General features: G+C 63.0%; 20 protein-coding genes. 7 read left to right on the top strand and 13 right to left on the bottom strand.

The features are described from left to right. The 4 genes from ABLE71_RS24600 to ABLE71_RS24585 all read right to left on the bottom strand — a co-directional run bounded on the left by ABLE71_RS24600 (window position 1) and on the right by ABLE71_RS24585 (window position 3,693). Entirely contained in the window at window positions 1–942 is a 942-nt protein-coding gene (locus ABLE71_RS24600; protein ID WP_348786115.1) for an alpha-E domain-containing protein, read from the bottom strand. Between the two features lie 58 nt (window positions 943–1,000). Further along, window positions 1,001–1,375, bottom strand: a complete 375-nt coding sequence (locus tag ABLE71_RS24595; RefSeq protein ID WP_348786187.1) for a four helix bundle protein — start codon at window positions 1,373–1,375, stop codon at window positions 1,001–1,003. Window positions 1,376–1,440: 65 nt separating this feature from the next. Beyond that, a complete protein-coding gene (locus ABLE71_RS24590) occupies window positions 1,441–2,835 on the bottom strand; it encodes a circularly permuted type 2 ATP-grasp protein (RefSeq protein WP_348786186.1) in 1,395 nt (464 codons plus the stop codon). A gap of 222 nt (window positions 2,836–3,057) precedes the next feature. Continuing rightward, window positions 3,058–3,693 carry a DsbA family protein gene (locus tag ABLE71_RS24585; RefSeq protein ID WP_348786114.1) on the bottom strand — a complete coding sequence of 212 codons (636 nt, stop codon included), beginning with the start codon at window positions 3,691–3,693 and terminating at the stop codon, window positions 3,058–3,060. Between the two features lie 174 nt (window positions 3,694–3,867). Between ABLE71_RS24585 and ABLE71_RS24580 the strand changes: the two genes are divergently transcribed. Next, the gene (locus ABLE71_RS24580; protein WP_348786185.1) at window positions 3,868–4,287 is read left to right on the top strand and encodes a DUF4864 domain-containing protein; all 420 of its coding nucleotides are present in this window, start codon (window positions 3,868–3,870) and stop codon (window positions 4,285–4,287) included. Between the two features lie 13 nt (window positions 4,288–4,300). On the opposite strand, the gene tgt is transcribed toward ABLE71_RS24580, so the two are convergent. The 6 genes from tgt to coaD all read right to left on the bottom strand — a co-directional run bounded on the left by tgt (window position 4,301) and on the right by coaD (window position 8,683). Next, on the bottom strand, window positions 4,301–5,431 hold the full coding sequence (gene tgt / locus ABLE71_RS24575) for a tRNA guanosine(34) transglycosylase Tgt (RefSeq protein ID WP_348786113.1): 1,131 nt from the start codon (window positions 5,429–5,431) through the stop codon (window positions 4,301–4,303). After that, window positions 5,424–6,503 carry a tRNA preQ1(34) S-adenosylmethionine ribosyltransferase-isomerase QueA gene (queA, locus tag ABLE71_RS24570; RefSeq protein ID WP_348786112.1) on the bottom strand — a complete coding sequence of 360 codons (1,080 nt, stop codon included), beginning with the start codon at window positions 6,501–6,503 and terminating at the stop codon, window positions 5,424–5,426. The genes tgt and queA overlap by 8 nt, the downstream gene beginning before the upstream one ends. Continuing rightward, a complete protein-coding gene (locus tag ABLE71_RS24565; protein ID WP_348786111.1) occupies window positions 6,503–6,952 on the bottom strand; it encodes a DMT family transporter in 450 nt (149 codons plus the stop codon). The genes queA and ABLE71_RS24565 overlap by 1 nt, the downstream gene beginning before the upstream one ends. Window positions 6,953–7,031: 79 nt before the next feature. Further along, entirely contained in the window at window positions 7,032–7,544 is a 513-nt protein-coding gene (locus tag ABLE71_RS24560; protein ID WP_348786110.1) for a peptidylprolyl isomerase, read from the bottom strand. 24 nt (window positions 7,545–7,568) lie between these two features. After that, the gene (locus ABLE71_RS24555; protein WP_348786109.1) at window positions 7,569–8,150 is read right to left on the bottom strand and encodes a peptidylprolyl isomerase; all 582 of its coding nucleotides are present in this window, start codon (window positions 8,148–8,150) and stop codon (window positions 7,569–7,571) included. Window positions 8,151–8,167: 17 nt separating this feature from the next. After that, window positions 8,168–8,683: a pantetheine-phosphate adenylyltransferase gene (coaD, locus tag ABLE71_RS24550; RefSeq protein ID WP_348786108.1), complete on the bottom strand. Its 516-nt coding sequence runs from the start codon at window positions 8,681–8,683 to the stop codon at window positions 8,168–8,170. Window positions 8,684–8,863: 180 nt separating this feature from the next. Between coaD and ABLE71_RS24545 the strand changes: the two genes are divergently transcribed. After that, window positions 8,864–8,998 (top strand): hypothetical protein, encoded by a 135-nt coding sequence (locus ABLE71_RS24545; protein WP_348786107.1) that lies wholly within the window; start codon window positions 8,864–8,866, stop codon window positions 8,996–8,998. A 56-nt stretch (window positions 8,999–9,054) separates the two neighbouring features. Here the strand turns inward: ABLE71_RS24545 and gyrA are convergent, their stop codons facing one another. Then, a complete protein-coding gene (gene gyrA / locus ABLE71_RS24540; protein WP_348786106.1) occupies window positions 9,055–11,835 on the bottom strand; it encodes a DNA gyrase subunit A in 2,781 nt (926 codons plus the stop codon). A gap of 257 nt (window positions 11,836–12,092) precedes the next feature. Here gyrA and ABLE71_RS24535 point away from each other — a divergent pair, with 257 nt between their 5' ends. Together ABLE71_RS24535 and ABLE71_RS24530 are read left to right on the top strand one after the other, a co-directional pair. After that, window positions 12,093–12,722, top strand: coding sequence for a MarC family protein (locus ABLE71_RS24535; protein ID WP_348786105.1), 630 nt, complete (start codon window positions 12,093–12,095; stop codon window positions 12,720–12,722). 6 nt (window positions 12,723–12,728) lie between these two features. Then, window positions 12,729–13,925 (top strand): hypothetical protein, encoded by a 1,197-nt coding sequence (locus tag ABLE71_RS24530; RefSeq protein WP_348786104.1) that lies wholly within the window; start codon window positions 12,729–12,731, stop codon window positions 13,923–13,925. Here the strand turns inward: ABLE71_RS24530 and ABLE71_RS24525 are convergent. Then, window positions 13,892–14,326, bottom strand: coding sequence for an OsmC family protein (locus ABLE71_RS24525; RefSeq protein WP_348786103.1), 435 nt, complete (start codon window positions 14,324–14,326; stop codon window positions 13,892–13,894). The genes ABLE71_RS24530 and ABLE71_RS24525 overlap by 34 nt on opposite strands. A gap of 56 nt (window positions 14,327–14,382) precedes the next feature. Beyond that, window positions 14,383–14,886 carry a single-stranded DNA-binding protein gene (locus ABLE71_RS24520; RefSeq protein ID WP_348786102.1) on the bottom strand — a complete coding sequence of 168 codons (504 nt, stop codon included), beginning with the start codon at window positions 14,884–14,886 and terminating at the stop codon, window positions 14,383–14,385. A gap of 928 nt (window positions 14,887–15,814) precedes the next feature. Between ABLE71_RS24520 and uvrA the strand changes: the two genes are divergently transcribed. Genes uvrA through ABLE71_RS24505 form a run of 3 tightly spaced genes read left to right on the top strand, consistent with a single transcriptional unit; the run spans window position 15,815 to window position 20,662 of the window. Next, the gene (uvrA, locus tag ABLE71_RS24515) at window positions 15,815–18,736 is read left to right on the top strand and encodes an excinuclease ABC subunit UvrA (RefSeq protein ID WP_348786101.1); all 2,922 of its coding nucleotides are present in this window, start codon (window positions 15,815–15,817) and stop codon (window positions 18,734–18,736) included. Window positions 18,737–18,747: 11 nt separating this feature from the next. Continuing rightward, a complete protein-coding gene (locus ABLE71_RS24510) occupies window positions 18,748–19,368 on the top strand; it encodes a hypothetical protein (RefSeq protein WP_348786100.1) in 621 nt (206 codons plus the stop codon). Beyond that, window positions 19,346–20,662, top strand: a complete 1,317-nt coding sequence (locus tag ABLE71_RS24505) for a hypothetical protein (RefSeq protein WP_348786099.1) — start codon at window positions 19,346–19,348, stop codon at window positions 20,660–20,662. The genes ABLE71_RS24510 and ABLE71_RS24505 overlap by 23 nt, the downstream gene beginning before the upstream one ends. Window positions 20,663–20,680 lie beyond the last annotated feature (18 nt).

Raw genomic sequence — 20,680 nt, 5'->3', positions numbered from 1 at the left:
TCAGTGAAAACGGTAGCCGTTGGCGACTTCGTCGCCGAGACGGTAGTTGTCCTGGATGAAATCCGTCAGGAACTCGTGCAGGCCGGTGTCGAATATCTGCTTGATCGAGCCGACCCTTAGCTTGGCCAGCGTATGCTCCACAGTTTCATGGCAAGGGAGCCTGAGGCCGTATTCCTCTTCGCGGAAGCGCAGATGCTCGGCGAGGAAACGGTAGCAGAAGGTCAGCGAACGCGGCATGCGGCCATTGAGGATGAGGTAGTCGGCGATGTTGGACGGCCGGTACTCGGCGTCGTAGACCCAGCGATAGGAACGGTGCGCCGACACCGAGCGCAGGATCGACTCCCACTGGTAGTTGTCGAGCGTCGAGCCGACCCAGGAGACGGACGGCAGCAGCACGTAATATTTGACGTCGAGGATGCGTGCGGTGTTGTCGGCCCGTTCGACATAGGTGCCTATCTGCGCGAAATCGAAGATCTCGTTGCGCAGCATCGTGCCGTAGAAGGAACCGCGGATCAGAGCGGTCTCGCGCTTGATGGCGTCGAGCACCGCGGGAAGGTCGCGCTCGTCGATCGGCTTGGCAAGCATGCGCTTCAGCGCCATCCAGGCCTCGTTGATGCTCTCCCAGGTCTCGCGCGTCAACGCGGTGCGAACCATGCGCGCATTGAAGCGCGCGGTCTCCATCGAAGACATGGAACTCGACGGGTTGGAGGTGTCGCGGATGAGAAAATCCGACACGGCGGCGGAGGTGTATTCGCTGTATTTGGCGGCAAATCCGAAATCGACTCCGGCCGACAGCACGACCGATTTCCACTCTTCCTCGGCGCTCGAGGTCCGGGTCAGAGCCATGCGCAACCCGGCGTCGACCAGGCGCGCCATGTTCTCCGCCCGCTCGATATAGCGGTTCATCCAGTAGAGACCGTTGGCGACGCGTCCGAGAAGCATCACGCCGCTCCGCGACCGAGTGAGTAGTGAATAGGGAGTAGAGAGTAGTAGAGGGACATCACGAAGACTTCTGCTGTAGGCTACGGATCATTGCGTGCAACATTCTGCCGAGATCATCTGATTGGCTAAGCAGTTTCTGCATATCCTCTTCCGCCATTAACTCAACTCTTCCGCTCAGGATCACATGCGTTTCGAGTTCCTTGAGCGACCCTTGCGCGATCCTGAGAAACTGTATGAAAGAGCCCCTGTGCTCCCTTCCATACCCCTCGGCTATATTCGCGCCAATCGAGGCTGCTGACCGGCGAATCTGAGATGTCATCCCGAAGGCTTCTTTCTGAGGAAACGATTTCGTGGCGGCATAGCACCCTACAGCCAGTTCAATGGCTGCCTTCCAGACAAGCAAATCCCGGTAAGACTTGACTGCGGTCGCCAGCACTGCCCCCACTACTCACTACTCACTACTCACTACTCACTACTCACTACTCACTACTCACTAGTTCAGTCATCCAACACCCACGTATCCTTCGTCCCCCCGCCCTGCGAGGAGTTCACCACCAAGGACCCCTCCTTCAGCGCAACCCGTGTTAATCCGCCCGGCACGATCTGGATGCGGTCGGAAACCAGCACGAAAGGCCTGAGGTCGACATGGCGCGGCGCGAGCCCCGCCTCGGTCAGGATCGGGCAGGTCGACAGGGAAAGCGTCGGCTGGGCGATGTAGTTGGTCGGGTTGGCGGCGAGCTTTTTCGAGAAGGCTTCGCGTTCCTTCTTTGTCGAGGTTGGGCCGACCAGCATGCCGTAGCCGCCGGAGCCGTGGACTTCCTTGACCACCAGCTCGGCCAGGTTCTCCTGGACGTATTTCAGACTGTCCGGCTCCGAACAGCGCCATGTCAGGATGTTCTCGAGGATCGCCTTTCGGCCGGTGTAGAACTCGATGATCTCCGGCATGTAGGAATAGATCGCCTTGTCGTCGGCGATGCCGGTGCCCGGCGCGTTGGCGATGGTGATGTTGCCGGCCCGGTAGACGTCCATGATGCCCGGCACGCCCAGTGCCGAATCCGGGTTGAAGGTCAGCGGGTCGAGAAAGGCGTCGTCGACGCGGCGGTAAAGCACGTCGATCTGCTTGTAGCCCTCGGTCGTGCGCATCGCGACATGGCCGTCGACCACGCGCAAATCATGGCCTTCGACCAGCTCGACGCCCATCTGGTCGGCGAGGAAGGCGTGCTCGAAATAGGCGGAGTTGTAGCTGCCGGGGGTCAGCACCGCGATGGTCGGCGCCTTGCGCAGGTTTTCCGGCCTGACGGCGGCAAGCGACTGGCGCAGCAGCTGAGGATAGTTCTCGACCGGACGGACCCGCACCTTCTGGAACAGCTCGGGGAAGAGCTGCATCATGGTCTCGCGGTTTTCGAGCATGTAGGAGACGCCGGAAGGCGTGCGCGCGTTGTCCTCGAGAACGAAGAACTCGTCTTCGCCCGTGCGTACGATGTCGACGCCGATGATGTGTGTATAGACACCCGCCGGGGGGCGCACGCCGATCATCTCCGGTAGGAAGGCGTCGTTGTCGGCGATCAGCTGCTTGGGTATGCGGCACGCGCGAAGGATTTCCTGGCGGTGATAGATGTCGTCAAGGAAGGCGTTGAGCGCCTGGACGCGCTGCTCGATGCCCTGGGTCAGCCGGCGCCACTCCGACCCCGACAGGATGCGCGGCACGATGTCGAAGGGGATCAGGCGCTCCGCCGCCTCTTCCTCGCCATAGACGGCGAAGGTGATGCCCGTCTTGCGAAAGACGCGCTCGGCGTCGCGCATCTTTTCAGTCAGCCTGGCAGGGTCCTGCTGTTTCAGCCAACGGTCGTAAGCCGCGTAAGAATGTCTCAAACCGGATCGCTCCGGCTGCATTTCGTCGAACGCTACCAAGCGCGTACTCCCCTGTGGCGCTATTTGAAAATGCGTCGCGACCGAAAAGCAAGCGCAATCGGCCAATTCGGCCTAGACTTTGGTCAACACGCCCAAACTGCCGAATTTGCGGGCACGTGGCGGCAGCGCCGTGTCACCCTTTGCCCAACGACAGTGCAACAGCCTGTCGTGGCCAAAGCGCTTTGCCCCTAGGTCACCGGTGAATCAGGTCGCGGAGAGGTTTGGCGAGGCCCTTGCGACGGCAACTGCCTCTTTGAGCGCGGCCAGCGGCAAGCCGTGGCGATAAAGCACGCCGCCGACGAGCAGCGCCGGCGTTCCCGCAAGCCTGAAATCCGAGGCCTGCGCGGCGTTACGGGCAAGCACCTGGTCGATACCAGGCCCGCAGGCTTCCATGCGCTCGCCAAGCGCCGCTATGCTTATACCGGCGTCATCCAGCAGCCGCTCCGTGCGCAGCCTGGTCAGCTTGCGCTCGTTGCGCATCAGCGCGTCGATGGTTCCCGCGTAGGCGGGGTCGTCAGTCGAGGCAAGCAGCGCGCGGGCGGCGAACTCCGAGGGCGGGCCGAAGATCGGCCAGTCCTTCACGACCAGCCTGATGCCGCCGTCTTCCGCCACGAGCTTCATGATCTCGAGGTAGCAGAGCTTGCAGTAGGGACACTGGTAGTCGACGAATTCGACCAGCGTGACGTCGCCTTCCGGATTGGCGAGGGCCGGGATAGCCGGGTCGTGCGCGACCTCGTCGACCGACGGCAGCGCGATGGCCCGGCGAGGCAACGACGTCGAGGCAAGGAAACTGGTTGCGCCGGCAATGAGCAGGCGACGGTTGATCGAAGTTCCGGTCATGCATTCGTCCCGTGTCAGCCCCGAACGCCGTCCGTCCCTACGATGAGGCATGCGGTTTAAGGGAGACTTAAGCGCGGCGCGTTTCCGCCTTTCGCCTGAAACCGAAAAGCCTTTTGCCGCGTATGATACGATGTGCGGCAGCTATCGTGTCCGCTCGGCACAAGGAGACAAGACATTCGCCAGATCCGTGCATTCCTCCTCGCAAGCGCGCTGCTCCTACCGTCCGCCGCCTTTGCCGGCGACGCCGAGATCAAGGCCGCGCAAGGCACGATCGGGGCGCAGTTGAGGGCCTTCCAGGCCGGCGATGGCGAACGCGCCTATTCCTACGCGGCGCCGAGCATCAAGCGGATGTTCCCGACGGTCGACGTCTTTATGGGCATGGTCGAAAGCGGCTACCAGCCTGTGCGCAATCCGCAGCACTTCTCGTTCGGCAAGGTCGAGGAGATGGGCGTCGGCAAGATCGCGCAGCAGGTGATGATCACCGGACCCGACGGCAAGGAATACGAGGCGCTCTACACGCTCGAACTGCAGCCCGACGGCGTCTGGCGGATCACCGGCGTCAGCCTGAAGGCGTCGAATGCGCTGAGCACTTGAACGCCAAAAGTCGTTACAGCGACGGCAGGTCTCCCCGCACCCAGCCTTCGGTGATCCCGGCGGCGCGGTCGGCGAAAGCCAGCGCCTCGATCGCGTCGCGAATGTCCTGCATCAGCCGCTGGTAGTAGGACAGGTTGTTCCAGGTGAGCAGCATGGCGCCCAGCGCCTCCTGCGACTTCACGAGGTGATGCAGATAGGCGCGGGAATAATCGCGCGTGGCGGGGCAGTCGCTTTCCTCATCGAGCGGGCGCGGATCGTCGGCATGGCGCGCATTGCGCAAATTGATCTTGCCGCGCCGCGTGTAGGCGAGGCCGTGGCGCCCTGCCCGCGTCGGCATCACGCAGTCGAACATGTCGATGCCGCGCGCCACCGATTTCAATATGTCATCCGGGGTGCCGACGCCCATCAGATAGCGCGGCTTGTCGGCCGGCAATTCAGGGCAGGTGATGTCGAGCATGTCGAGCATCACCGCCTGGGGTTCGCCGACCGCCAGCCCGCCGATCGAATAGCCCTTGAGGTCCATTGCTTTCAGCGCCTGCGCGGAACGGATACGCAGCTCCGCCACGTCACCGCCCTGGACGATGCCGAACATCGCCTTGCCTGTTTGCTCGCCGAAGGCGGTCTTGCAGCGCTCGGCCCAGCGCAGCGACAACTCCATCGCGCGCGCGATCTCCTGAGGCTTCGCCGGCAGCGCGACGCATTCATCGAGCTGCATCTGGATGTCGGAATCGAGCAGTCCCTGTATCTCGATGGAGCGCTCCGGGCTCATCTCATACGCCGCGCCGTCGATATGGGAGCGGAAAGTGACGCCGTTCTCGGTCAGCTTGCGCAGCTGCGACAGCGACATCACCTGAAAGCCGCCGCTGTCGGTCAGGATCGGATAGGGCCAGCGCGCGAATTCGTGCAGGCCCCCCAGCCGGGCGACGCGCTCGGCGCCCGGTCTCAGCATCAGATGATAGGTGTTGCCGAGGATGATGTCCGAGCCGAGGTCACGGACCTGATCGAGATACATAGCCTTGACCGTGCCGGCGGTGCCGACCGGCATGAAGGCCGGCGTGCGTACGGTCCCGCGCGGCATGGACAGCTCGCCGCGCCGCGCCTTGCCGTCCGTGGCAAGCAGTTTGAAGGTAAAGCTGTCAGTCATGGTCGGCCCGGAAAAGCAGGCTCGCGTCGCCGTAGGAATAGAACCTGTAGCCGTTTTCGATGGCGTGGGCATAGGCCGCGCGCATGCGCTCCAGCCCGGAGAAGGCCGAGACCAGCATGAAGAGCGTCGAGCGCGGCAGGTGGAAATTGGTCATCAGCGCGTCGGCGACACGGAAACGGTAGCCCGGCGTGATGAAGATGTCGGTCGCGCCGGACCATGCCGCGAGGCTCCCATCCTCGCTCGCTGCGCTTTCGAGCAACCTCAGCGAGGTGGTGCCGACGCAGACGACACGGTTGCCGCGCGCTCGCGCGGCGTTGATCGCGTCGGCGGTCACCGATGAGACATGCCCGGTCTCGGCATGCATCCTGTGGTCTACCGTGTCATCGGCCTTGACCGGCAGAAAGGTCCCTGCCCCGACATGCAGCGTCACGAAATGTCGTTCGACGCCCCGCGCGTCGAGTGCGGCGAACAGTTCCGGCGTGAAATGCAGCCCGGCCGTGGGCGCGGCAACGGCGCCTTCGTCACGGGCATAGATCGTCTGGTAGTCAGCACGGTCACGCTCGTCGTCCGGGCGTTTCGAGGCGATGTATGGCGGCAATGGAACATGGCCGACAGCATGCAACGCCTCGTCGAGGAACGGACCGGAGAGATCAAAGGAAAGCAGCACCTCGCCGCCGTCGCGCTTCTCGATGACGGTCGCATCGAGTTGCCCGAGGAAGCACGAATTGCCGTCATGGCCGAAATGGATGCGGTCGCCCGCCGCCACGCGCTTGCCCGGCCGCACGAAGGCCAACCAGCGGTCCGGCGCGACGCGCATGTGCAGCGTCGCGTCTACCTGCGCCGAGGCGTCGCCGCGCTTGCGGATACCGGTAAGCTGCGCCGGGATCACCTTGGTGTCGTTGAAGACAAGGACGTCGCCGGGGTCGAGCAGCGACGGCAGGTCGCGCGCGATACGGTCCTCGAACGCGCCCTGCGGCCGCACGACCAGCAGTTTCGCCGCATCGCGCGGACTGGCCGGGCGCAGCGCGATTCGCTCGTCCGGCAGATCGAAATCGAAGAGATCGACGCGCATCAGGTCAGCCGTATGAGCACGGCCCCGGCCATCAGCAGGAGGGCTCCGGCCACGCGCCCGAGCGAGATTTCCCTGACCGCCATGCCGAGGAAGCCGATCCGGTCCATCAGCATGCCGGCAAGCAGTTGCCCCGCCACGATCAGCGCCATCAGCGCGGCGGCGCCGATGCGCGGGATGAGCAGCGTCGAGATGGTGACGTAGGAGCCGCCGAGCACGCCGCCGGCGACGAACAGCCAGGGCGCCGGCGCCTTCCAGTCGAGCGAGATGCCCTGGCCGCGGGTCACCACCAGCGTTGCGATGCCGAGCACGATCGCGCCCGACAGGAACGAGAAGGCGGCCGCGGCGACGGGAAGTCCGAGGCCGCGCGCCAGTTGCGAGTTGATCGGCGCCTGGATGGCGATGAAGGCGCCCGACACGATGCCGAGCAAGGACCAGAAAGCGCCCATCATCGCCGTGCCGCCCGCCAATTCAAATGGTGCATGATCTGACCCAAAAACCGGTTCCCACTTTTGGGATCATGCTCCCGGACTACTTCACGTCCGCGGCGACTTTCATCGAAACGATCTTGTCGGGATCCTGCACCGGTTCGCCGCGCTTGATCTTGTCGACATTCTCCATGCCCTCGATGACCTGGCCCCACACCGTGTACTGGCGGTTGAGGAAGCCGGCGTCGCCGAAGCAGATGAAGAACTGCGAGTTGGCCGAGTTCGGGTTCTGCGCGCGCGCCATCGAGCAGGTGCCGCGGGTGTGGTTCATGTTGGAGAACTCGGCCTTGAGGTCGGGCTTGCCCGACCCGCCCATGCCGGCGCGGCCCGGGTTGAAGTCCTTGCCGCCGCTCTTGCCGAACTTGACGTCGCCGGTCTGCGCCATGAAGCCGTCGATGACGCGGTGGAACACCACGCCGTCATACGCGCCCTCGCGGGCCAGTTCCTTGATGCGGCCGACATGGCCGGGCGCCAGGTCGGGGAACAGTTCGATGACGACGTTGCCCTTGGTCGTCTCCATGATAAGCGCGTTCTCGCGGTCCTTGATCTCGGCCATGCTCTCAATCCTTCTTGCTCGAGCTTACTTGTTGTCCGCGGCGACGCGGACCTTGATCATGCGGTCGGGGTCGCTGACCGACCCGTTGTCGGCCTGGTCGCCCTTCTTGATGTTGTCGACCAGTTCCATGCCGCTCTCGACGGTGCCGACGACCGTATACTGGCCGTTGAGGAAGCTGGCGTCGCCGAAGCAGATGAAGAACTGCGAGTTGGCGGAGTTGGGGTCCTGCGAACGCGCCATGCCGATCGTGCCGCGCACGAAGGGTTCGTCGGAGAACTCGGCGACGATGTCGGGCTTGTCGGAGCCGCCCATGCCGGCCGCGCCGGCGTCGTAGCCGTCGTTCATGTCGCCGTACTGCACGTCGCCGGTCTGCGCCATGAAGCCGTCGATGACGCGATGGAAGGCGACGTTGTCATAGGCGCCTTCGCGGGCCAGCGCCTTGATCTGCTCGACATGCTTGGGCGCCAGGTCGGGCCTCAGCGCAATCGTCACGTCGCCATCCTTCAGCGTGACGATCAGCGTGTTCTCCGGATCGGCGGCGAACGCGATTTGGGCCGTCAGCAACGTTGCGGCCAGCACGCACGCCGAAGCGAGCATTTTCAACATGGACTGTCTCCTGAACCTTATTGTCTGGATTGTTTGGATTTGAATTTCGCCTTGAGCGGAGCGACGACCGCCGCGGGTACGAAGGGACGGATATCGCCGCCCATCGACGCAATCTGGCGTACGAGTGTGGCGGTAATGGTGCGCACCGAGGGGCTGGCCGGCAGGAAGACGGTCTGCAGTTCCGGCGCCATCGTCTCGTTCATGCCTGCCATCTGCATCTCGTAGTCGAGGTCGGTGCCGTCGCGCAGGCCGCGGATCATGATCGAAGCGCCGAGCTTTCTCGCCGCGTCGATGACCAGCCCGTCGAAGGAGACGACCTTGATGCGCCTGGCGTCCTTGCCGAGCTCTTGCTTCGCCACAGTCTCGATCAGCTTCATGCGCTGCTTGAACTCGAAGAGCGGCTTCTTGCCCGGATGAATGCCGACCGCGGCATAGATCACATCGGCGACGGCAAGCGACGCCTTGAGCACGTCGAGATGCCCGTTGGTCAGCGGGTCGAAGGAACCGGCATAGATGGCGTGGCGGTCGGTCATGGGCGTGCTTCTAGTGCCTTTCACATCCGGATGGAAGCTGGAGCGTTGCGCCGTAGCCAAATCGCATGAACGCCAGATGAACGGCCCGCTCACGCATGATTAAAGATGGCCTGACTATACGTGAGGACAGCTTACGGCAACCAAACCGCCCGCACTACGTTGTTGCGCAGGAGATTTGCCATGATGATCTACATGCTCGCCGCCGCAATGACCATCGCCATGCTGATCGCGACCGCTTTCGGCCTGCACCAGGAGACCGAACGGATGCGCCTCAAGGAGAAGCGCAGTTCGTTCCGCGGCTTCGGTACGCGCTGAGGCGGCGTCCGCCGCCCCGCGCGCGCATCAAGCTCGCGCATCAAGCTTCCGGCGCATCAAGCTTCCGGCTCGGCCTCTATCGTTGGCGGGACAACCACTTCCCCGCCCTCCGGTTCCCCGCCCTCGGGTTCGGAAATCCGCTCGACCGAGACGACCTTCTCGCCTTCCGCCGTATTGAAGATGGTGACGCCCTTGGTGGCGCGGCTGGCGAAGCGGATGCCGCCGACCGGCACGCGGATGACCGTCCCCCCGTCCGAGACAAGCATGATTTGATCCTCGCTTTCGACCGGGAACGCGGCGATGAGCCTGCCGATCTCGTCGACCTTCGAGACATCCGTCGCGCGGATGCCCTTGCCGCCGCGGCCGATGACCCGGAAATCATAGGACGACGAGCGCTTGCCGTAGCCGTATTCGGTGACCGTCAGCACGAACTGCTCGTGCGCCTTCAGGAACTGATAACGATCTTCGGCGAGATCGCCCACTTCGCCGACCTCCTCGTTCGTCAGCACAACCTCTTCTTCGCCGTCGGCATGCTCTCCAGCGACTGCCCTTCTTTCGGCCGCGGCGCGCTTCAGATAGGCGGCGCGCTCGGCAGTATCGGCGTCCACATGTTCGAGGATGGCCATGGAAATGGCGTGGTCGCCGTCCTCGAGCTGAATGCCCTTTACGCCCTGCGAGCCGCGGCTCTGGAACACGCGCACTTTCGTAACCGGGAACCGGACGCAGAGGCCTGAATCCGCCGTCAGCAGCACGTCGTCGTTCTCCGTGCAGGCCTCGACGGCGAGGATGGCGTCGCCCTCCTCCTCGAACTTCATGGCGATCTTGCCGTTTCGCCGCACATCCGCGAAATCCGACAGCTTGTTTCGGCGCACGGTGCCGCGCGTAGTCGCGAACATTACGTCCAGCTTGTCCCATTCGGATTCGTCGGGCAGCGGCAATATGGCGGTGATGCGGTCGCCGTCTTCCAGCGGCAGCATGTTGCGCAGGAATTTGCCGCGCGACTGCGGGCTGCCGATCGGCAGGCGCCAGACCTTCTCCTTGTAGACGATGCCGCGCGAGGAGAAGAACAGGATCGGCGTGTGCGTGTTGGCGACGAAGAGCCGGGTGAGGTAGTCCTCCTCCTTGGTCGCCATGCCCGAGCGGCCCTTGCCGCCGCGCGCCTGCGCCCGGTAGAGCGAAAGCGGCACGCGCTTGATGTAGCCCTCATGGGTGACGGTGACGACCATGTCCTCGCGCTGGATGAGGTCCTCGTCCTCCATGTCGGTCCCGCCATCGGTCAGTTCCGTGCGGCGCGGCGTGCCGAACTCGTCGCGCACAGCGGCGAGTTCGTCCTTGACGATCTTCTGGATGCGGACGCGCGACGACAGAATGTCGAGGAAATCCTTGATCTCCTCGCCGATCTTGCCGAGTTCGTCGGCAATCTCGTCGCGGCCGAGCGCGGTCAGCCTGGAAAGCTGCAGGGCGAGGATGGCGCGCGCCTGCTCCTCGGACAAATTGTAGGTGCCGTCGTCGTTGATGCGATGGCGCGGGTCGTCGATCAGCAGGATCAGCGACTCGACGTCGGCCGAGGGCCAGCGCCGCTCCATCAACTGCTCGCGGGCGGCCTGCGGGTCTGGAGCCTGCCGGATCAGCTTGATGACCTCGTCGATGTTGGCGACGGCGATGGCGAGGCCAACCAGCACATGCGCCCTGTCGCGCACCTTGCGCAGCAGGAATTTGGTGCGCCGGCTGATGACATCCTCGCGGAAGGCGACGAACGCCTTCAGCATGTCGATCAGCGTCATGATCTCGGGCTTGCCGCCGTTCAGCGCCACGACATTGGCGCCGAAGGATGTCTGCAGCGGCGTGTAGCGGTAGAGCTGGTTCAGCACGACGTCGGCAACGGCGTCGCGCTTCAGCTCGATGACGACGCGGTAGCCCTGCCGGTCGCTCTCGTCGCGGATGTCGGAGATGCCCTCGATGCGCTTGTCGCGCACCAGTTCGGCCATCTTCTCGATCATCGTCGCCTTGTTCACCTGATAAGGCACTTCGGTGATGATGATCGCCTCGCGGTCGCCGCGGATTTCCTCGAAATGCACCTTGCCGCGCATCATGATCGAGCCGCGGCCCGTCGAATAGGCGTTGTAGATGCCGGAACGGCCAAGCACGATGCCGCCGGTCGGGAAATCCGGGCCGGGCACGATATCCATCAGGTCGGGAAGGTCGATGGCCGGATTGTCGATGATGGCGATGGCGCCGTCGCAGACTTCAGCCAGATTGTGCGGCGGGATGTTGGTGGCCATGCCCACCGCGATGCCGCCCGAGCCGTTGACGAGCAGGTTCGGGAAGCGCGCCGGCAGTACGCGCGGTTCCCGCCCGGACGCGTCGTAGGTGTCCTGGAAATCGACCGTGTCCTTGTCGATGTCCTCGAGCAGCTCATGCGCAACCTTGGTGAGGCGCGATTCCGTGTAGCGCATGGCCGCCGGCGGATCGCCGTCGATCGAGCCGAAATTGCCCTGTCCGTCGATCAGCGGCACGCGAAGCGACCAGTCCTGGGCCATGCGCACCAGGGCGTCGTAGATGGAGGCGTCGCCATGCGGGTGGTATTTACCCATGACATCGGCAACGGGCCGCGCCGACTTCACGTATTTGCGGTTCCAGTGGTAGCCGCTCTCATGCGCCGCGAAGAGGATGCGGCGGTGCACGGGCTTCAGCCCGTCGCGCACGTCAGGCAGCGCGCGCGACACGATCACGCTCATGGCGTAATCGAGATAGGAGCGCTGCATCTCCTCGATGATGGAAATAGGCTCGATGCCGGAAGGACCGTCGGGGCTGCGCGGTGTTTTCTGGTCGTTCAAAATTGGTTCACGCTATATCTGGGAATCAGGCTCCCCTTATATAGGAAGCGCTGCCGATTCTCCAACGAATGCCTGGGTTTTCCAGCGTTGGTTTTCCATAGAATTTCAAATGGATATGGTGTTTTCCGTGACCTCGCGTCAGCTTGTGACGCAAAGCCCGCTGGCCCGCTTGGAGGACCATTGCGGCGTAAAAGCGGCAAGCGCCGGGCTGGCGTGCGGCGGCGAGGCGGGATAGCCTGCGGTCGAGGGGAACGGACATGCCGAATTACGACAGTCTTTTCAATGCCTTCCTGACCATCCTGGTGACGATCGACCCGCCGGGGCTGGCGCCGCTCTTCCTCGGAATCACGCGGGGCATGAACCGCGTCGAGCGGACCCAGGTGTCCGTTCGGGCCTCCCTGATCGCTTTCGGCGTCATGGCGCTCTTCGCCATCGCCGGGGCGGCCATCCTGACGATGTTCGGCATCACGCTCCCTGCGTTCCGGATCGCGGGCGGCTTTCTGCTCTTCTACATAGCCTTCGAGATGATCTTCGAGAAGCGGCAGGACCGGAAGGAAAAGACCGCCGACGTGGCGATCACCAAGGATCTGATCCACAACATTGCAGCCTTCCCGCTCGCCATCCCGCTGATCGCGGGACCGGGCGCGATTTCCGCGACGGTGCTGCTTTCCGGCAGCTTCCATGAGCCGATAGCCAAGGCCGCGCTCGTCGGGATCATCGCGGTCTGCATCCTGCTGACCTACCTGGTCTTCCTGCTTGCCGAGCGCATCGACGGGATTTTGGGCGCTACCGGCCGCTCGATCCTGACACGCCTGCTTGGCGTGCTGCTCGCGGCGCTCGCCGTGCAGTTCGTCGCCGACGGCATCAAGGCGCTGGCCGCGGCGTAGATCACCGTGACGCGCCCAAAACCCATTGCGAGACTGCTGCACAAAGTCAAAAACCATGCGTTCCCGCTTTTCCGATCGTGGCCTGGACCCAGGGCGATCGAGCAACCGGACAAACGTATTGCCGATCTTGTGCAGCTTTGCGAGGATCGTTTGCGCGCCATCGGCGCGCTCGGATCGGAGATCGCGGAGTTGCGGCGGTCGCGCTCCAGCCTGCTTGACGAGGTGAGCGCTCTGCGATCGGCGGCTGCGCCTTATCGTGGGCCAGCCATACCGGTTGTGCTGGGCGTCGACGTGGAACCGAACGCCCGCGCCGTTGATCTGCGCGATCCATCCTGGGACGCCACGACTGCGTTTTTCTCCAAAACTGTCGATCTGCGCAATCGCGTTAGAACGATTTCGGGAGCCCCGCTACACATCACATGGTTTCCCAGGGCGGACCCGCAGGTCGAGATTTCGAACGGCAGCGCTGACTGGGCCCTGAAGCACTTCGAAGCCGAGTGGAGGATTGCGCAACTGGAGGGAGACGAAATCGGGTTGCACATGCACCCATGGCGGTGGGACGAGGTTACGCGAGGCTGGTGCCAGGACCACGGCGACGAAGGCTGGGTGTTGCAGTGCGCGCGCTCGTCGATCGATGCCTACCGAGGGGCTTTCGGCAAGACACCCGCCGCCTATCGCGGCGGCGATCGCTTTCTGAGCAATGCGATGGTGCGGCTGCTTGAGGAGGAAGGCGTTCAACTGGACCTGACCCTCGAGCGCATGCCTGGAGCAGCACGACTTGTGGAAGCCGAGCGTGGTACCGGAAACATCCCGGACGGAGAGAATATTCCGCCAAGCGCCTATCGACCGTCGTCCGCGGATTTTCGCGTGCCGGATCCGGATAAAACGTCAGGACTCGGCATGTTGCCCTTGACCGCCTACGAGCAGGAAACGCTGGCTCCATGGCTGCCCAACATACGTTTCGAAGAAGCGTTGGATCGATTGCTGGCCGCCGCTCCGGAGAACGGACTTACACATCTGGCGTTCGTGGCGAGGTCCGACCTCGCCAACATTCCTCAGTGGGAGGCTTACGTCGACAATGTCATCTCCCTGGCGCGCAGGGTCCGAGAAGGGCGACTGGTCTTCAAAACCGCCAGCGAGACGTGGGAATATATCGGAAAGTCGCGGTCTCAGCCGCCATTCGACGAATCGACCACTTCGTAGTCGTGCGTCACGGTCGCCGTCTTCGACAGCATCGCCGTCGCCGAGCAATATTTCTCGATCGACAGGTCGATCGCGCGCTTGACCTTGGCGTCGGCCAACCCGCGCCCCCTGACAATGAAATGCATGTGGATACGGGTGAAGACTTTCGGGTCGGTCTCGGCGCGGTCCGAGTCCAGTTCGACCACGCAACCCTCGACCGCCTCGCGGCCCTTTTCCAGTATGTGGACCACATCAATCGCCGAACAGCCTCCCGCGCCGATCAGCATGAGTTCCATCGGGCTTGGTCCGGGCTTGGGCCTGATCCCGTCCGGGCCGGATGCCGTGCCGAACACGATCTTGTGGCCGGAGCCCGTCTCGCCGACGAAGGTCCGGTCCTCAACCCATTTGATGCGCGCTTTCAAATGCCTGGCTTCCGGTCGTTGTCCTGGGTAGCTACCGTATCAATCAAGTCCGCGCCTCAGAACGGGATTTCGTCGTCGAGTTCGCGCGAAGCTCCGCCGCCGCTTCGGTTTGCGCCGCCGCTTCTGGTGCCTTCATTGGGCCCGGATTGACCGAAGTCCGAGCTGCGGCCGCCGCCGGAATAACCGACGCTGCCGCCTTCGCCGCCCTGCCCGCGCGCGTCGAGCATCTGCAGCTCGCCGCGGAACTTCTGCAGCACCACCTCGGTCGAGTAGCGATCCTGCCCGCTCTGGTCCTGCCATTTGCGCGTCTGCAGCGCGCCCTCGACATAAACCTTCGAGCCCTTCTTCAGATACTGCTCGGCGACCTTGGCGAGATTGTCGTTGAAAATGACGACCTGGTGCCACTCGGTCTTTTCCTTGCGCTCGCCCGAATTCTTGTCGCGCCAAGTCTCCGAGGTGGCGATGCGCAGATTGACGACGGGATCGCCAGACGGCATCCGTCGGATTTCGGGGTCGGCTCCCAGATTTCCCACCAGTATAACCTTGTTGACGCCTGCCATGACACTTCTCCGCGCTCAATCCTAAACCAGGTCGACCGAAACCCAGGTCGATATCGTGTTGCGGGCGCATCCTATAGGATCAGGCCCGCGACAGCCCCGTTGAAAGACCTTTCTCCTTCGGCTGTCCACATAATAGTTAGTTCTCGATTTGTTCTACATATTTCCACGCAAAACGCAAGCGCTGCCGAAGACCTCAATTCCGGAACGTCGCCACGTTTCCCTCGCACGACACCAGCCCGGCATGGCCGGCCATGTGTCAGGTCGACCAAGAAAACGGCCCTGTCTCTCGCTCGGAGAGAACAGGGCCTCGATCACGCGGGCCTTGCCCGCTTATGCCGGGATTCCATAACCGGCGTTTATTCGGATGCCACGCGGCGTTCAGCCGACGATCCGACTCGTAGTCTCTGATTGTGGGTTGATCAGCAGGCCGTTGCCCGAACGGATCAGGAGTTTACCTGCCTAGGCTCCAGGCTTTTAGTGGAGCCTCTGGGGACTGTCCGGTGGAGTCATTCCTTCCTCCTTCGTCAGTTTCCGATCGCCTCTACGGCGGCCTCTCCGCTGGTCTGCGGCGTCTCGCAAACCGCCCTTTGGCAGCGAACGATGTCGCGTGGACATCCGGCGCCATGAGACACCCTATAAATCTGGACCCCGGTGCCTGCCGCGTCAACCGCGAAAGGGCGCCTGCAAAGAAATGTGATCGCCGCCAGCTTCGTCCCCAGCGATTTGTCAGGAACCTGTTCGACCTTTGTTCTTTTCGCTTGCCCCCCGGGCGACCGGAAGAGTAGACCTCGAAAGTCTGGCAAAATCGGGTTCCCGTGCTGGCCCCAATACTGGCACTCGACGCGGCGACGAAAACACCTAAATAAGGGGCTGGCTGGTGATACCCTGCCATCCCGACATTTTTTTGAGACGAGGCGGCGGACCGGCCATGGCCGACCACAAATACCTTTCCATTCGCGGCGCGCGCGAGCACAACCTCAAGAACATCGATCTCGACCTGCCCAGGGATTCGCTGATCGTGATGACCGGCCTCTCCGGCTCCGGCAAGTCGTCGCTCGCCTTCGACACGATCTACGCCGAGGGCCAGCGCCGCTACGTCGAGAGCCTGTCGGCCTATGCGCGCCAGTTCCTGGAGATGATGCAGAAGCCGGACGTCGACCAGATCGATGGCCTGTCGCCGGCCATCTCGATCGAGCAGAAGACGACCTCGCGCAACCCGCGCTCGACCGTCGGCACGGTCACCGAGATCTACGACTACATGCGTTTGCTGTTTGCCCGCGCGGGCATCCCCTATTCGCCGGCGACCGGTCTGCCCATCGAGAGCCAGACGGTCTCGCAGATGGTCGACCGCGTGCTTGCGCTCGACGAGGGCACACGCCTCTTCATCCTTGCGCCCATCGTGCGCGGCCGCAAGGGCGAGTACCGCAAGGAACTCGCCGAGCTCCAGAAGAAGGGGTTCCAGCGCGTCAAGGTCGACGGCGCCTTCTACGAGATGTCAGATGTGCCGGCGCTCGACAAGAAGTACAAGCACGACATCGACGTGGTGGTCGACCGCATCGTCGTGCGCGCCGACCTCGCCACCCGGCTCGCGGATTCGCTGGAGACTGCGCTAAAACTCGCCGAGGGCATCGCGGTCGCGGAATTCGCCGACCGTCCGCTCGATGCCAGCCAGACCGGCGCCGATTCCGTCAACAAGAGCGCGAACGAAACCCACGAACGCATTCTTTTCTCTGAGAAATTCGCCTGCCCCGTTTCGGGCTTCACCATCCCCGAGATCGAGCCGCGCCTGTTTTCCTTCAACAATCCGTTCGGCGCCTGCCCGGCCTGCGACGGGCTGGGCAGCCAGCGCGCCATCGACGCCAGCCTCGTCGTGCCCGACGAAAACGTCTCGCTGCGCGACGGCGCGGTGGCGCCCTGGGCGAAGTCCTCCTCGCCCTATTACGCGCAGACGCTCGAAGCGCTCGGCAAGGTTTTCGGCTTCAAGCTCGGCGACCGCTTCAGCGAGCTGAGCAAGGAGGCGCAGAACGCCATCCTGCACGGCACCGGCGCGAAGGAGGTCACCTTCAGCTATGACGACGGGCTGCGCTCCTACAAGACGACCAAGACCTTCGAAGGCGTCATCCCCAACCTCGAACGCCGCTGGAAGGAGACCGAATCCGCCTGGATGCGCGAGGAGATCGAGCGCTTCATGTCGGCCACGCCCTGCCCTACCTGCAACGGCTACCGCCTGAAGCCCGAATCCCTCGCCGTCAAGATCGCCGGCCTCCACATCGGCCAGGTCAGCGAAATGTCGATCCGCAAGGCCGACCAGTGGTTCACCGACCTGCCCGCCCATCTCTCGGCCAAGCAGAACGAGATCGCCGTGCGCATCCTCAAGGAGATCCGCGAGCGGCTGCGCTTCCTCAACGATGTCGGCCTCGACTATCTCACCATGTCCCGCAACTCCGGAACGCTCAGCGGCGGCGAGAGCCAGCGCATCCGCCTGGCCTCGCAGATCGGCTCGGGGCTGACCGGCGTGCTCTACGTGCTCGACGAGCCTTCGATCGGGCTCCACCAGCGCGACAATGCGCGGCTCCTCGACACGCTGAAGCACCTGCGCGACCTCGGCAACACGGTCATCGTCGTCGAGCATGACGAGGACGCGATCATGACCGCGGACTATGTCGTCGACATCGGCCCCGCCGCCGGCATCCATGGCGGCCAGGTGATCGCCAAGGGCACGCCGCGCGACATCATGGCCAACCCGAACTCCATCACCGGCAAATATCTCTCCGGCGAGTTGGAGATCGCCACGCCCCCCGCCCGCCGCCAGGGCAAGAAGAACCGCCGCATCCGCGTCGTCGGTGCGCGCGGCAACAACCTCAAGAACGTCACCGCCGACATCCCGCTCGGCACCTTCACCGCCGTCACCGGCGTGTCGGGCGGCGGCAAGTCCACCTTCCTCATCGAGACGCTGTTCAAGGCGGCGTCGCGCCGCATCATGGGCAGCAGAGAGCATCCCTCCGACCACGACCACGTCGAGGGGCTGGAGTTCCTGGACAAGGTCATCGACATCGACCAGTCGCCCATCGGCCGCACCCCGCGCTCGAACCCCGCCACCTACACCGGCGCCTTCACGCCGATCCGCGACTGGTTCGCCAATTTGCCGGAGGCGAAGGCGCGCGGCTACCAGCCCGGCCGCTTCTCCTTCAACGTCAAGGGCGGCCGCTGCGAGGCCTGCCAGGGCGACGGCGTCATCAAGATCGAGATGCACTTCCTGCCCGACGTCTACGTCACCTGCGACGTCTGCCACGGCAAGCGCTACAACCGCGAGACGCTCGACGTGCTGTTCAAGGGCAAGTCGATCGCCGACGTGCTCGACATGACGGTCGAGGAAGGCGTCGACTTCTTCGCGGCGGTGCCCGGCGTGCGCGACAAGCTCACTACGCTGAACCAGGTCGGCCTCGGCTACATCCACATCGGCCAGCAGGCCAACACGCTCAGTGGCGGCGAGGCGCAGCGGATAAAACTCGCCAAGGAGCTGTCAAGGAAAGCAACTGGCAAGACGCTCTACATCCTCGACGAGCCGACCACCGGCCTCCACTTCCACGATGTCGCGAAGCTGCTCGAAGTGCTGCACGAGCTGGTCGACCAGGGCAACACGGTCGTCGTCATCGAGCACAACCTCGAAGTGATAAAAACCGCCGACTGGGTGCTCGACCTCGGCCCCGAAGGGGGCGACGGCGGCGGCGAACTCGTGGCATCAGGTACGCCCGAAGACATCGCGGCCGAGAAGCGCAGCTACACAGGGCAGTTCCTCAAGGAGCTGCTCGGACGCCGGCCGGGGAAAAGGGCGCAGGCGGCGGAGTGAGGGGGTGGCTAATGGACTCGGATGAGAAGCCGGAGCGTTCGAAGGGCCGAAGGAAAGCCGGCGAAGACCACCAGAAGAAGTGGCTGTCGGAGCACTTCCCGTACGAAGTTTGCATGATGCGGTACGGGCTCACGGCCATGCGCGGGGCTATCATGCAAATCGACTACAATCTCGCTTTCGAGTGCTTTGTCTCAAAGGCGAGGGTCATTTACAGCTTCCTAACCAACAAGGCCCAACACAACGACGACATTCAGGCTGCTGATTTTACGTCGACCTATCCGCCTCCTAGCATTGAAAAGGTCAAGAACATCATCAGCCGCTGGAACGCACACGCGGCACATGCCTCGAACAAGCGACCGGACAGCGTCGCCGAAAAAATTGATCTGGAAGACTGCATCAAAATGGCCGGGTGGATTGAGAAAGCGCTCGTGGCGTTTCTAGCTGCCGTGCCGGAGAGGATGCGTGAGAACTGGAGCGGTGAACGTGCTGGAGACATGCTCCCCCAGATCGCGGGAACGGTCACTTTCCAATCAACCTTCTCGGCTTCGTCGGCTGCCCCCGTCATTGTGAAAGGCATGTCGACCGCAACCAACCACATCAGGCTCAGCGATGGCGACGATTCAGGAACTTGAAGCTCTTTTCGACCTTCAAGACGAAACCCTGAGCACCGAGTTCAAAGCGTGGCTTGACCTGACCACGCCACACGGCAAAGCCACCATGGCAAAGTCAGCTATCGCGATGGCCAACCACGGGGGTGGTACTGTGCTTATGGGCATGGGCGGCAAGCCTCCGCAATCCACCGAGCGTCCGGCCGAAATCGCTCGCTACACCGCCGACATGGTCAATGCAGCGGTGAATCGGTACGCCGACCCCAAAATTAGTTGCGAGGTTGCACACCTCAACCACCCTGACACCGGATTTCAGCATGCCTTGATACTTGTACCCGGCGGCGCATCGGTTCCCGTGATGTCGGTGAAAGAGCTGCCTGGGACGATTGCGCAGCAACGCTGCTACATACGAAAGCCCGGCCCGAAGAGCGAGGAGCCGTTTACCGCGGAGGAATGGCGTGCACTGCTGGACAGGTGCGTGCGTGCCAACCGCGACAACCTGCTCGATGCTATCCGGCAGATTGTTCAAGGCCAGCCGATTACACAAGCAGCGCAAGACCAAATCGACCGTTTACTTGGCTTCACCGATGAGTCTCGCGAGCGTTGGCAGAGCCGCATCGAACCGCTCCCTAAGGATGATCCTGCTCGCTTCAAGAAGGGTTTCTACGAGCAGTCATTCGAACTGGTCGGTGTAGAGCCCGCCGCGAACCTGAAGGAACTGCGGGATAGGATCTACAAAGCCGGAGAGGTCAAACTCACTGGTTGGGGGCCGTTCATCTACCTCGACCGCCCCCCCATTGGCCCGACTCCCGCCGGCGATGCAATCGAAGCATGGATTGGTCATCCTGATGAGCGAGGGAGAGACGGCAGACACTCTGACTTTTGGCGAGTGAACCGCCAAGGATGCATGTACGAAATCCGCTCTCATGATGAGGATTACACGGAGAAGGCGGTACCTGGTACCGTCTTAGACTTAACCATTCCGATCTGGCGTATCGGCGAGACGCTGCTCTACGTCGCACGATTTGCACGGCTGTTCGGAGAAGATCCAGAAATCGCGTACCGCATCGAATATACGGGGCTCAAGGGCCGGAAGATGAAAAGTGTCTTTTCATCTCGGTATCTGAGCTACGAACGCGAATGTGTGGTCGACTCGGTGCTGATGCAGGGAAAGACGCAAGCCTCGGTTCTCGATGACAACATCGATGAGGTTTTGCTGCAACTCCTGACGCCTCTCTACGAGGCCTTCAATTTCGCGCCGCTTAACGCGCCGCTAGTCAGTGATGAGCTGGCGAAATTCCGCAACTCTCGCTTCTAGTCTAAGGAGATCGCCCCA

It is taken from the genome of Mesorhizobium sp. KR9-304, from assembly GCF_040049215.1.
Taxonomy (GTDB): Bacteria; Pseudomonadota; Alphaproteobacteria; order Rhizobiales; family Rhizobiaceae; genus Mesorhizobium_K.
The sequence above is the reverse complement of the archived record's forward strand: the minus strand, read 5'-3'. Positions and strand labels throughout refer to the sequence as shown.

Excerpts from the sequence above, each read along its gene's own strand:
- ABLE71_RS24600 (WP_348786115.1), bottom strand. The coding sequence starts at position 942 with ATGCTTCTCGGACGCGTCGCCAACGGTCTCTACTGGATGAACCGCTAT.
- ABLE71_RS24590 (WP_348786186.1), bottom strand. The coding sequence starts at position 2,835 with ATGCAGCCGGAGCGATCCGGTTTGAGACATTCTTACGCGGCTTACGAC.
- ABLE71_RS24585 (WP_348786114.1), bottom strand. The coding sequence starts at position 3,693 with ATGACCGGAACTTCGATCAACCGTCGCCTGCTCATTGCCGGCGCAACC.
- tgt (WP_348786113.1), bottom strand. The coding sequence starts at position 5,431 with ATGACTGACAGCTTTACCTTCAAACTGCTTGCCACGGACGGCAAGGCG.
- queA (WP_348786112.1), bottom strand. The coding sequence starts at position 6,503 with ATGCGCGTCGATCTCTTCGATTTCGATCTGCCGGACGAGCGAATCGCG.
- ABLE71_RS24565 (WP_348786111.1), bottom strand. The coding sequence starts at position 6,952 with ATGATGGGCGCTTTCTGGTCCTTGCTCGGCATCGTGTCGGGCGCCTTC.
- ABLE71_RS24560 (WP_348786110.1), bottom strand. The coding sequence starts at position 7,544 with ATGGCCGAGATCAAGGACCGCGAGAACGCGCTTATCATGGAGACGACC.
- ABLE71_RS24555 (WP_348786109.1), bottom strand. The coding sequence starts at position 8,150 with ATGTTGAAAATGCTCGCTTCGGCGTGCGTGCTGGCCGCAACGTTGCTG.
- coaD (WP_348786108.1), bottom strand. The coding sequence starts at position 8,683 with ATGACCGACCGCCACGCCATCTATGCCGGTTCCTTCGACCCGCTGACC.
- ABLE71_RS24545 (WP_348786107.1), top strand. The coding sequence starts at position 8,864 with ATGATGATCTACATGCTCGCCGCCGCAATGACCATCGCCATGCTGATC.
- ABLE71_RS24535 (WP_348786105.1), top strand. The coding sequence starts at position 12,093 with ATGCCGAATTACGACAGTCTTTTCAATGCCTTCCTGACCATCCTGGTG.
- ABLE71_RS24520 (WP_348786102.1), bottom strand. The coding sequence starts at position 14,886 with ATGGCAGGCGTCAACAAGGTTATACTGGTGGGAAATCTGGGAGCCGAC.
- uvrA (WP_348786101.1), top strand. The coding sequence starts at position 15,815 with ATGGCCGACCACAAATACCTTTCCATTCGCGGCGCGCGCGAGCACAAC.
- ABLE71_RS24510 (WP_348786100.1), top strand. The coding sequence starts at position 18,748 with ATGGACTCGGATGAGAAGCCGGAGCGTTCGAAGGGCCGAAGGAAAGCC.
- ABLE71_RS24505 (WP_348786099.1), top strand. The coding sequence starts at position 19,346 with ATGGCGACGATTCAGGAACTTGAAGCTCTTTTCGACCTTCAAGACGAA.